Here is a 12,398-nt window from a genome sequence, read left to right as displayed (position 1 = left end):
CCACAAGATAAATTAATGATTAATAATAAATTCATTTAAATATTCATGCTATTTTGCTGTTTTTATCCTCAGCAAAATAGCCCAATATTGCATCTAATCTTAGAATAAATTCTGAACTAGGACGCCAATAATTAAATCCATATTGGTCAGTGCCATTCATCCCACGTAAATATAAATAACTGGCACCACCAAGATCTCGATCGATGTTGTAATCATCAATATGAATACTTAAATAGCGATGTAATGCCACCAAATATAGGGCTGCTTGTAGCCAATAACTTGCATGCGTCATGCTCAGCTGAATAGCTTGAGCTGAATAGTCTTCCACATGATTTCCGAGATAATTACTCTTATAGTCGGCAATGTGATAGCGCTCTCCATCATAATAAACCAAGTCAATTGAACCATTGAGGTAACGTGCTGAATTTGCAGCATTGAATTCGGGCATATTAAGCCCAAACTCTAAAAATAATTGCTGAATACGCTGAATACCAAATATTCGGTCTGCTAAAGCCAAATAGAATGGAAATTCAGCCAAATGTGCTTCAGGTACTAATTGTTTGAGTCGAAATTCAGGTTGAATAGGTGTCTCTAAAACCTCTGCTAACCATTCAGCCATCATTTCTAACAGATGTTGCTCGGCATCATGATGTTGATGAAAATCTGATTGAAATTTAGCGAATAATTGCTCCCATAAACTCGAATAGGCATTTTTAAAACGGCGGCGAATTTCTAATGTCCAATCTCGGCGATCTTGAAAATCGATATGTTCAAAAATTTCATGTAGGAAATTTCCAGCTAATGTTCCCATCGGAAAATGAGCACGAATCCAACTCAAAGGTTGTTGATGATCCAAATCCTCAAATTGATATGGAGTCACGAGCGTCACAGCATTGACCTCATCACTCGCATGATGTTCAATCATATCTTGAGCCGCCATACGATCTTTAATTTGTTGATGACTCAAATGTTGTGCGAGATAACTAAAACTGGTTTTGGCTCTAGGATAAAAATGAACTTGAGGATATTTCTGCGCAATCATTTGAACATTATGATGTTCTTTTTTTGCGATTACTTTCTCAGGGCATTGCTCTAAACATGGCTCATCTAAACTGAAAGCATGCTGAAATTGGTTCGCACCATGACCACGCCAAAACGCCAAGCCATAAATAGATTGCCCTTTTTGATCACTCATCATTGAATAAACGCGGTGTTGTGCTCGAGTTAAGGCCACATACCATAATCGTCGATGCTCTGCCAAAGCACGTTGGTCATGTTGCTCAACCTCTAATGGTTCCAATAATTCTTCACGCTTTAACGCCACGACACGTTGTGCGACGGACTTTCCAGTTCCATGATCCTGCACTTCACGAATTGAAAAGTTAAGTTCGCTTCGATCTGACAGTTTACGATCTGCGCCAAGCAAGAATACAATCTTAAACTCCAATCCTTTAGATTGGTGAATAGTTAAAAGGTGAACGCCCGCTTGATTACTCAACTGTCTTTCAATTTCCCACTCTCTTTCCATCGGATTTGAAAGCTGCCGCATATACCAATGATAAAGGGTATGCATACCTCTTAACTCATCACTGTTTTGGCTCAACAACTCTGAAATGTGTCGTAGATTGACCACTTCGCGTTCATTGTCATAGCTGAATTGCTCAACCAAGTTTGTCCAAACTTTGAATTCTGTGAGGAAACTTTGCCATGCTGTTAAAAAGCCTTGGCCCATCCACATTTCACGAATTTCTTCAAATTTCGTGATAAATAAACTTAAGCCATCTGCTTGAATTTGAAGTTGCAAAAAACGATGTAAATTAAAACCCATCAATCGTGTAAGTAAAGCTCTCTTTAATTTAGCTTCATCAAATGGATTCATGATGGCTGTCAAAATTGCACCAACATCTCGAGCAATTCCACTTTTGAAGACACTTTTTCGTGAAGGTCGATTTACAGGAATGCCTAACATCAATAAGTGATGATGAACTTTATCTAAATCAGGATTGTTACGAGACAAAACAGCGATATCATCTGCCTGAAGCTCAATACGTTGCCCCTGCTTTTCGAAATATAGCTGACTTTGGGCAGCCTGATTGAGCAAATCCCGTATCTTCCAAGCAACCTGCTCTAACTCGTGTTCCTTATCATTTACTTGAACCCAACGAAGCGGAGCATAATTTTCTAAACCGGATTGGATCAATACTGGATGCGGTCGAGTACCTGCTGTAACAGGCGTATATTCAACTTGCTCACCAAAATCCATTTGTTGTTGAAACAAAGCATCGACGACTTCGACCAATGGTTTCACTGAGCGATGATTATGCACAAGTTGGTAAAAACGCCCTGCTTTAGTTCCAACATCTTGATATGCTTTTAGGAACGTGAGCATGTCTCCACCGCGGAAACCGTAGATCGCTTGCTTACGGTCTCCCACCATAATCATACAACCCTGCTTCACACGACTTGGATGTCTCCAAATCTGCGCCAACATATCATCTTGATCTTGGTTGGTATCCTGAAACTCATCCACTAAAATAAGTGGGTAACGCGCGTGAACGTACTTTGCAAACTCCTGACCTTGCGCTCCCTGCAGTGCTTCGGCCAAAGTTCGAATTTGCTGTGAAAATGTGGTTTCTGATTTTTGCTGTAACAACTCTGGCAAACGTTGTTTTACTTGTTGTGCTAAATAATATTGTAAATAACTCTCCAAATGCTCGAGTTGTTGGTTGAGCTTGTCAAACTGTTTAAAAAACTCAGCAAGTTCAACAATAATAGGATGTTGCTCAAATGCCGCCAAAACATCGACGGGACATTTATTGAGAACTTTTTTTCTTAATTCATTCAACTGACTAAGATGAGTGCTGAGATGCGACGCAAAAATGACTTCAATGCCTTGGGATTTAACTTGATCAAGGAATTCAGGCAACAACTGCGTGAGTGTAATTTTTAATTTATCTTGATCGCGCCACTTCTTTGCGACTACAGCATAATACTGCCCTTCAGGATCATAAAAGTCTGTTAATGAATCTAGCGTTTCAAGCTCGATCTGTATGAAGCGCTCTGCATGAGTTCTGAAAGCGTCTACATCTATGGTCGGCGCTGGCACTGCTTTGAAATAAGCAGAGGAAAAATTCAAACTCGTTTCAATTAAATCGATATAAGCATCTTGTGACTTAATTTTTTTCTTAAGCAGCAAATAATCTACAGTTGATTGAGGCTGCTGTTGAATCCATGCCCGTAATTCATCATGAATTAACTGAACCGTATATTGTTTTGCATCATTGGTGATTTGCATTCGTTCAATTTTACCGCTCTCAAATGCAAATTCACGAAGAAGCTTTTGGCTAAAGCTATCCAAGGTCCCAACAAAGAGTTCTTCAAGCTGATCTATCACCAATTTTAAACGTGCACATGCATGTGCAATCAAGCCAGAAAATTGATTTAAAATCACTTGATATAAAATATCTGATTCTAATTTTGCACGCGCCTGAACTTGATCTTGAGTTAGCTCACGACATGACTCTAAAAGTCCAAGTACCTCGATTAAACGTGCACGAATTCGACTTTTCAATTCAGCCGCTGCTTTGCGTGTAAATGTCGTCGCAATAATCTGCTTTGGTAAATATTCTTCTAATAAAATTCTGACCATGAGGCTGGAGAGCGTATACGTTTTTCCAGTCCCCGCAGAAGCCTCAATCCAATGCAATCCAGTGAAATGCATATCCACAATTGGCTGATATGAGACTATAGGCTTTTGACTCATATTTCAGCCTCCGATTGATACATATATATCGGCTGATATAAGACATAAGCAAACTGATCACACGCTTGTTTTAATAGGTGCTCAGCATCTAAATCTTGTAAAATATACTGCCAATCTCGGTGCAAATGACTTTCTTCGCTGTCATTTAAACTATAACTCAGAAAGGCATCGCTTTTATTCCACTCATTTAATAGCTTATCGAAGTTGTTTAACTGCTGATGACCCTCTTCATCAGTGACCCATTCTAATGCTTTTCCATCTACCGCAAGTTTCATCAGCAATGCTGCAGGTAAAACGAGAGGCTCTATCTGAGCTTGTTTATATGCATGAATCCATTGGGAAAGCATATCCTTAGCTTGTTTCGTCGTCACGCCAGTACACATGATGGTTTTATCGCTAAAGATTTGGATGCGCTGCATTTCAGTTGCAAGGTGATCTGGTAAGTCTCGATAACTTAACCAAAATAAGTATTCTAACCACACATGTGCTCGTCGTTGTGCGCGTGCACTGGATGTTGAAACACTCACCCAACTCGTCTCATCCCCTTGAGGAACGGTCACTTGAAGATGTATATCATCTATTGCTATGACGCGCTGAGTGATTTTGGTCGGCTCATCAATATAGTACTTTTGCCTTTTTAATAACTGCTGATGTTCTAACAGACTCATTTTCAAACTGACTTCTTGTAATTTACCGACAGGAAGCTGGTCACTGAGTAATTCAGTCTGAAGCTTCGAAACATTAGGCTGCTGTTGTAAAAAGTCACGAATAGAGTATCGCGCCAATCCATCTAATAACAACGGCTCATTCACCTCAGGTAAATCCTGATCCTTTAAATTAGATACGCCTACGGTTTTTAAATAAAGACGCGCAGGAAAACAAATATCTTTGATCCATTGTTCAGCATCCAAGACCATGATGTCCTGATTCAATTCAAGCGTGGTATTAATCCAAGCCTCTCTATGACCACGTTGATCCTGACGATTGAGGTTAGAAGCCACGGCATACCATTCATCTTCATAGCGCTGATGCTGTTGCTGAAAACCATCAGGATCAAAGGGTTGCAAAGGATGTACCGTGTAGAGTGTGCTCAAATTCTGATGAACTTGAATGCCATCAATATCAATGAGAGGATTCGAGGAAGATTGATCTGATGTTTTTATGATCCACGCGAGATGTTGGAGTAATTCCTGAACACTACTCGATGGATCTCGTACTTCACCATCGGCTACATCAAAACCATTATAGAATAGCCAGAGATTATCTTTGGCCAATAACAAAGCGTCTAAAAAAGCACCTTGATCATCGTCCAAACGTGATCGATCACCAATCATTGGCTTGAGTAAATCCATTAAATCAAAAGGTAAATGACTCTCCCGATTTGGAAACTTCCCCCCATCTAAATTCATCATGACGATTAACTTATACGGTATTGGCCGAATCAAACCAATTTGACTAAATGTAATTTGTCCAGTTGGCAATGCATAATCAAGTTGCGATTCAAGGGTGCTTTGGATTTCAGTCAGAATATAGCTCAAAGGCAAACGTATGTTTTTAAGAATGGCTTGATCATGTTCTTCATAGAAATTTGCCAGCGTTAGCATTCTTATTTGCTTTTGAATAATCTCTTTAATCATCTCTAACGAGCTTACACCAGCGCTTTCAAACTCATTAACTTCTAAAATTAAACGATTGAGCCAAAATTCAACATGCTCTGACGTCTCTTGATCATTTTCGATTTCAATCATCGTGAGCCAATCTCGACGCTCTACAAAGTGCTTATATATTTCAATGAGCGTGGCAATTAAGTGAAAATCACCCGAGTCCACTACATGAGAACTTAAGGTCTCCTGAAACATCGCATGAACTGGAACAGCCACACCCAGCGCCAAACGATCTAAGGCATACTTAAAACTGAACCGATAGTCTTGATCATACTCCGCCAATGTTTTTTGCAGATGTTGCTCATCCAAACCTCGTCGAAATCCCGCTTGTCTCAACAACGATAAGATGCGCTCAGTCCCGTTAATGTCTAAGCAATATCTCACCTGGGTCGCTGCTAAGTTCAACCAATCAGCAAAATCATCAATGGTAAATCGACTTTGTATCAGTTCAATTCGCCCTAACACTGAACGCCATGCCAATACTGTATCTAACTGCGTGATACCAGCTAGCTTTACTGGCAGATAAACACCTGTTGCAGTATTTTTTTGCGGAAACACACTCCGTATCAAAGGCTCAATTTGTTTCAGATCAGGCGCAAGAACTAAAATATCACTCGGACGGCGTGGTGCTTCTGCTGTTGACTGAGCAAGCCATCGGGTCAATTGATCTTTTAAGACTTCAAGCTGTCGTACAGCGGAATGACAAACATGAATGTGGATTGAATCGTCTGCTGGATCTAATACATAACTTTGAGCTTGAGGTTCAACCAAATGTAAAATATCTGATTGCAATTGGCTCAGTAAATGCTGCGGTGCTTCATCCACAAAAGCATCTATCCATTGCCCCTCATCACCCGAGGAAAGGTTAGACAACAGAGAAAAGTGATCACGTGCCTGCTTTCCCATTCGTGTTAATAAGGGATGTCTGGACTCACGTGCCAGCCCATTAAAGCTCAGACTAAAATTCTCAAAAAACTGCTCAACTTCATTATCAGCTGGTTTTCTTTGATGCTTTTGCTGAAACTTTTCGATATATCGCTCTTTGAGCTTTAAGTCATATTTTTTTTTCCAATTCGGATCGACACTATCCGCCCAATATTCTTGTGAGGGATTGTAATGCAAAATCAACACATCAATGTACTGACCCAAACGGCGCAAAAACTGTAATTGACTTGGTGGTAAATCCAAGAGTGTAAAAACGATCAGTTGCTGTGGTAGTTTTTTGAGGGCTATTTTCTGTTGCTGTTCATCACGAAGTACACCCCAAAAATCATGATCAATACTTTGCATTTCAACAAAGTCTTCATGAAAAATATTGAGCCATAACCAACGTTGCCAAGCCTCTAATTGTTGTGCCTGCGAAAATTTAAAACTGGAATCTTGATCGTTTAGATATTGTAATTGTTGTTCAATATTGAGTGCTTCATTACGCCCCCATACCTGAATCCAATTTTCAGGACAACGACAATCATATTCACATGCTCGGCGACAATCTGCTCGATAAATCATGTAATTGCTGAACAATTTTGACACTTGATCAGACACCCAATACAACATGCTCATTTTTTTTCGATATTGTTCATTTGACTGTTCAATACGTGCTGCGCTGTCATAGATACGTGTGATTAATGGGAATAAAGGATGTTCAACCTCAAGCTGATTATGCGCACGCTGTATAAAAGGTTTGAGTGCTTGGAAAATACGCCACTTCATAATCAGACGTGGAATATTCGCTTTACGTACTTTATCTTTGTCACTCAAAATTTGCTGGTAGGCATACCATTGAAAGCCACGAATACGTTGATGGAAAAATGTATTTGCACTGATGCCTTGGTGCTCAGATAACCGTTGGGTTAACCACTCTTGCATTGCCGCAGAAGGCACCACAAAATGTTGTTGCTGTAGGACTGCAAATGGGTTGTTCGTGGGACGCTTTTGAGTTGTGATGATGCCTTGTACCAAAACTTCAATGCGCTGACTTTGAATTACATGAATTCCCATAAGGTCCCTTTCACCATACAACGAACACGTTATGAAGTTGTGTGAACAAAATCATAAACATAAATTACTATACATCTTAATCTGACTATGTCACTTTTACTTTATGACTTTAATAAAACTTTCATCTCGCGCTATGTTCATCATGTGATGGATCGAGAACCATAGACTTTGATTAGGTGATAAATAAATGAAAATTGATAAAATTCCAGAAACAATCGACCCAAATTTAAATTTAGAACAAATTCGAGATGAATGTCTTGAACTCGTCAAAAAACGCTCTTATGTTTCAGCAGGTGTTGCTGTCATTCCTGTGCCCTTTTTAGATGTTGTGATTGACGTAGGTATGTTGTCAATTTTAATTCCAGAAATTAATGCTCGCTTTGGCTTAGCTCCTGAACAAATCAGCGTTTTTGATCCTCAAACCAAAAAAATCCATTGGAACGAACTACGCAAACGCGGTTTCGAGTTTTCTGGTCTAGTCGTGGCTCGTACTGCCGCTAAAGCTTCGCTGAACAATATGGCAGCCAAAGTGTTGACCAAGCAAGTGACTAAGTTTATTCCATTGGGCGGTTCAATTATTGCAGCTAGCTTGGGTTATATTGTCATGAAAAAAGTGGCTGAGGCTCATGTTGAAGAAAGCTATAAACTTGCCAAAAGCATTCAACAAAAACAACAAGCAAATGTTGTGAAATACGCTTAACCCATAAAACCTTATACGTATAAATAAAGCCCTGTAAGGGCTTTATTTATACCTCTCACCAGCTCTAAACATCTACTTTTAATTGTTTCAAAATTGCCTTCAAAATTTCAAGGCGTGCAGTATATTTATCATTGGTAGCAATGATATACCACGGCGCATCTTCGGTATTTGTTCGGTGGAGCATGTCTGCTGCAGCCAATAAATAATCATCCCAACGTTTGCGATTACGCCAATCTTCAGCCGTAATTTTAAAACGCTTATGCGGTGTTTCCTCTCGTGCTTTGAAACGATTGGCTTGCTCTTCTTGACTGATGGCCAACCAAAACTTAATAACGACTGTTTGCGTATCTACTAGATCTTTTTCAAAGCGATTAATCTCATCATATGCACGTTTCCACTCCACATCCGTTGCAAAACCTTCAACTCTTTCCACCAATATACGACCATACCAAGAGCGATCGAAAATCGAGATTTTTTCATCTTCAAGCAGTTTATTCCAAAAACGCCAGAGATAAGGCCGCGCCAATTCATACTTTTCGGGCGCAGAAATGTTATAAATTCCATATTCTCTTGGATCGAGCTTTTTCACAATACGCTTGATCGCACCACCTTTACCTGCGGCATCCATCCCCTCAAAAACGATCACCGTTTTTTGTCCTTCTGCGCGTAATGCTTCAGCGACCTTCTTGGTCAGTTTCTTGAGTTCAGCCTTATACTGATCTTTTTCAAGTACTGCTTCATTGGGGGACGTTAAAATTTCTGGGATATCCGCTTGATGCCATTTTTGGCGCTTTTTTTGAGGATGATTTGGCAAATCTTTCAGTCGCGCTAATACAACTTCTGCGAATTTCTGATCACGACATACTTCATCTTCACAATCGATAATGACCCAGTCTTGGGTAAATTTTTGACGCAATCGTTGCACATTTTCATATTGTTTTTTATTGCGCCAATCCAGCCCATGCAATTTATGCCAACGCTGCTCCGAAGGTTCAATTTTATCTAAACGCTTCTGTAATGATTTCCACGATAAATCAAACCAAACTTTCACGACATCAACATGATTATTTTTTAAATCCTGCTCAAAGCTTTGCATTTGCTGCAAATAATTTTCGAACATGGTTTCATCAAATGGTTTTGAAACATGTAAGGATGTGGCTAAAAGATCACTATACCAATTTCCAAACATGACGATCATTTGTCCTTCAGCAGGAATATAACGTGCATAAGGTTGCCAATATGGGATATTCGGCTGAATAAGGTGAGGAGGGTCAGCTTTGACTTTCAAATATCGTGGATCAACCCATTCTCTTAATTGCTTAACCGATTCTCCTTTACCTGCTAACTCAATGCCACTTACCAACACCACTAAGCTTTTGGCATTTTTCTTACCACGTGTATCTTTGAGAGCATATTGCGCTTCAATTAAGTCTAAATTGATCTGATCTGCATCAAATATTTTGTTCTTATCTTCGGGTTGATCAGTATTTTTATCAAATTGTTGTTTTGGTTCAGACATAGCCCACTCAAAATTATTGTATTTTCGACAGTATACGCAAGGAACAGTATCAACTTAAATCTTCAGGTACAATTTATTGCAATTGTCTTTTCATCCATGACTGACCTGAAAGGTTTTATTTTAGATTTCAACAGTCATAGTCGAGCGCAATCCAACCTATTATGCTTTTTTCAGTCCTTTTAATTGAGCTAGAACATGTCCAAACTTGCTGCATTAGATCAACTTTTAGAACAATACAAACAACTCAATTATCATCAGGATCCGGCACTTAAACAAAGGTTAAATGATGCTCAAAATTGGCTAAAACAGCGCATACTTCACACACATGCTGAGTTATTCGCTGAAGACAAAAATAAGCTGATGGCTCAATATTTTATTAACCGTCTTTATGGTGGCCCTGAATTTGATGACCTAGCATTGCAAATCGAACGTTTACTAAAATACGCACACAAAGCTGAAAAAATCATTCCAGAAAATGCCATTAAAACTGGGTTAAAATCTGTAGGACTGGCGGTCTTGGCGATGCAACTGGATGAACAAGTTGCACAGTATTTACTCCAACATTATCCAAAAGACCAACCAATTACTGATGAAATGATGCGTGAAACTTTAGTGGCTTTAGATCAAGAGCAAGCGCGCCATGAACAACTCAATCTGTTGGATGAGCTCGGTCTGAGTCTGGACAAATACATGCGTTCATTCATCATGCACACAGCGTTTAAAATGTGTAAAGGTGCAGCAAGCAAATATAATTTTGAACTGATGTATGACTTTATTGGTGAAGGCTTTGTCGCTATGAAACCAATGAAATCGGCTGCGACCTTTATTCGGAGTTTTACAGAAAAAGAGCGAATCATTGTAAATAATGTCCACTCAGGGAAAGAAAATCCCTTCCAAATCGCTTAATTAGAAATCATTAGCAAAGATTCTGATCAGCCGAAAAAGCGTAAAAGCGTCTGGTCAGAATATCGAAAATAAAAGAACATCTTCTCATTTCATGGATGAAACTTCGCTTTAATTCTGTATATTATTCATATCAATTGCATAATCTAGACTGAAAAAAACTGAAGAATCTGTCATTATGCAGTTTAATTCAGATTTAATATTATTTGTGTTCAGGAGTGACTCGAATGTCTAATGAAAATCAACAGCCTCATGCTCAGGTTGAGCCGGCAAATAATAAAGACAACGTGAGTCCTTTTTTAACAGATCCATTACCAACTGGCGCACCTCAAGGTCAGCAACAATCGCTACAAGAGCAACTGACAGATACGCCAGTACATTCTTCAGTGCCGAAATATAATTTGCCACGTGGTGCGAATACTGGAAACGTTGGACCAACGACACACTTCGGTTATAAAACCGTAAATTCTGAAGAGAAAGCGCAAAAAGTCGCTGAAGTTTTCCATTCAGTTGCCGCGAAATACGACATTATGAATGACTTAATGTCATTTGGTATTCATCGTTTGTGGAAACGTTTTGCCATTAATATGTCTGGCGTTCGCCGTGGGCAACGCGTTTTAGATATCGCTGGTGGTACTGGTGATTTAGCGAAAGTATTTAGCCGTGAAGTTGGTCCTACTGGGCATGTTGTATTATCTGATATTAATGAATCCATGCTGAATGTAGGTCGCGACCGTCTGATCGACGCGGGTTGTACCAACGTTGATTTTGTACTGGCGAATGCTGAAACCCTCGAGCCTTTCGAAGACAACAGTTTTGATTTACTCACCATCAGTTTTGGTCTACGTAATGTAACAGACAAAGATGCAGCGCTTGCAGCAATGTATCGTGTACTTAAACCAGGTGGTCGCTTACTTGTATTAGAGTTTTCAAAACCAGTCTTTGAGCCTTTCTCAAAACTCTATGATTTGTACTCATTCACTGCTTTACCAATCATGGGTAAAATTGTGGCAAATGATGCTGAAAGCTATAAATATCTTGCTGAATCAATTCGTATGCACCCAGACCAACGCACATTGAAAAGCATGATGGAAAATGCGGGCTTCCAAAACTGCGATTATCACAATTTAACAGGTGGTATTGTTGCAGTTCACCGTGGTTTTAAACTCTAACCACAGGTAGCACTTCGTCATGTGGTCAATCTTAGCACTGGGTGCAGTTGAAAAAACCATACATCATTGGATTAATTTGGATGCGATTACTCGTATCCAATTTAACCAATTACAAGGGAAAATCCTTCGTGTTGTGATTGATACACCACAGCTTTCCGTTGATGTGTTTTTTGATGAAAATAAAGTTCGTTTAGAACCAACAGTAACAGGTCATAGCACTCAACCCTCTATTTTCGAACAGCGGCCTTGGGAGCAAGCTCACACGATTACTGAAGCAGACTCCACATTGCATGTTAATAATGTGGTCGACTTGTGCAAACTATTTCTAGCAAATGACATTGGCAATATCCCCGTTCAAGGTGACTATCGCCTTCTGCAAGACATTCAAAAAATTATACAAAATGCTGAGCCAGACTTCGCTTCGCAATTGAGTGATTGGATCGGACCTAATCTTGCAAGTCAAATCGGCAAGGTTCAATTAGCACCACAACATTTAATTAAGTCACTTCAATCTCATCTTTTTTTTGCGGAAGACTTTTTAAAAGAAGATACCGGACTATTCGCACCACGTTGGCAAATGGACGATCTTCTCCATGGAACTCGCCAGCTTAATCAAGATATTGATCGACTAGAAGCAAAAATTCAGCTTTTAAAATCAAAATTTAACCCTTCGTAG

General features: G+C 39.5%; 7 protein-coding genes. 4 read left to right on the top strand and 3 right to left on the bottom strand.

All coding sequences use genetic code 11. From position 1 onward, the window contains the following. Window positions 1-43: 43 nt before the first annotated feature. Together CL42_RS01245 and CL42_RS01240 are read right to left on the bottom strand one after the other, a co-directional pair. A complete protein-coding gene (locus CL42_RS01245; RefSeq protein WP_035264042.1) occupies window positions 44-3,763 on the bottom strand; it encodes a UvrD-helicase domain-containing protein in 3,720 nt (1,239 codons plus the stop codon). Continuing rightward, window positions 3,760-7,428: an exodeoxyribonuclease V subunit gamma gene (locus CL42_RS01240; RefSeq protein ID WP_035264039.1), complete on the bottom strand. Its 3,669-nt coding sequence runs from the start codon at window positions 7,426-7,428 to the stop codon at window positions 3,760-3,762. Before CL42_RS01240 ends, CL42_RS01245 begins: the two co-directional genes overlap by 4 nt. Window positions 7,429-7,615: 187 nt before the next feature. Here CL42_RS01240 and CL42_RS01235 point away from each other — a divergent pair, with 187 nt between their 5' ends. After that, the gene (locus CL42_RS01235) at window positions 7,616-8,128 is read left to right on the top strand and encodes a hypothetical protein (RefSeq protein WP_035264037.1); all 513 of its coding nucleotides are present in this window, start codon (window positions 7,616-7,618) and stop codon (window positions 8,126-8,128) included. A 64-nt stretch (window positions 8,129-8,192) separates the two neighbouring features. Here CL42_RS01235 and CL42_RS01230 read toward each other — a convergent pair whose 3' ends face one another. Next, complete coding sequence (locus tag CL42_RS01230) at window positions 8,193-9,647, bottom strand: phosphate--AMP phosphotransferase (protein ID WP_051586494.1); 1,455 nt, start codon at window positions 9,645-9,647, stop codon at window positions 8,193-8,195. 195 nt (window positions 9,648-9,842) lie between these two features. Here CL42_RS01230 and CL42_RS01225 point away from each other — a divergent pair, with 195 nt between their 5' ends. The 3 genes from CL42_RS01225 to CL42_RS01215 all read left to right on the top strand — a co-directional run bounded on the left by CL42_RS01225 (window position 9,843) and on the right by CL42_RS01215 (window position 12,398). Then, entirely contained in the window at window positions 9,843-10,553 is a 711-nt protein-coding gene (locus CL42_RS01225) for an FFLEELY motif protein (RefSeq protein ID WP_035264035.1), read from the top strand. Between the two features lie 224 nt (window positions 10,554-10,777). Continuing rightward, window positions 10,778-11,722 (top strand): bifunctional demethylmenaquinone methyltransferase/2-methoxy-6-polyprenyl-1,4-benzoquinol methylase UbiE, encoded by a 945-nt coding sequence (gene ubiE, locus CL42_RS01220; protein WP_035264034.1) that lies wholly within the window; start codon window positions 10,778-10,780, stop codon window positions 11,720-11,722. A 19-nt stretch (window positions 11,723-11,741) separates the two neighbouring features. Next, window positions 11,742-12,398, top strand: a complete 657-nt coding sequence (locus CL42_RS01215; protein WP_035264026.1) for a ubiquinone biosynthesis accessory factor UbiJ — start codon at window positions 11,742-11,744, stop codon at window positions 12,396-12,398.

The organism is Acinetobacter sp. Ver3, from assembly GCF_000632455.1.
GTDB lineage: Bacteria > Pseudomonadota > Gammaproteobacteria > Pseudomonadales > Moraxellaceae > Acinetobacter.
This window is presented reverse-complemented; position numbering and strand designations above follow the sequence as displayed.

Excerpts from the sequence above, each read along its gene's own strand:
- CL42_RS01230 (WP_051586494.1), bottom strand. The coding sequence starts at position 9,647 with ATGTCTGAACCAAAACAACAATTTGATAAAAATACTGATCAACCCGAA.
- ubiE (WP_035264034.1), top strand. The coding sequence starts at position 10,778 with ATGTCTAATGAAAATCAACAGCCTCATGCTCAGGTTGAGCCGGCAAAT.
- CL42_RS01245 (WP_035264042.1), bottom strand. The coding sequence starts at position 3,763 with ATGAGTCAAAAGCCTATAGTCTCATATCAGCCAATTGTGGATATGCAT.
- CL42_RS01235 (WP_035264037.1), top strand. The coding sequence starts at position 7,616 with ATGAAAATTGATAAAATTCCAGAAACAATCGACCCAAATTTAAATTTA.
- CL42_RS01240 (WP_035264039.1), bottom strand. The coding sequence starts at position 7,428 with ATGGGAATTCATGTAATTCAAAGTCAGCGCATTGAAGTTTTGGTACAA.
- CL42_RS01215 (WP_035264026.1), top strand. The coding sequence starts at position 11,742 with ATGTGGTCAATCTTAGCACTGGGTGCAGTTGAAAAAACCATACATCAT.
- CL42_RS01225 (WP_035264035.1), top strand. The coding sequence starts at position 9,843 with ATGTCCAAACTTGCTGCATTAGATCAACTTTTAGAACAATACAAACAA.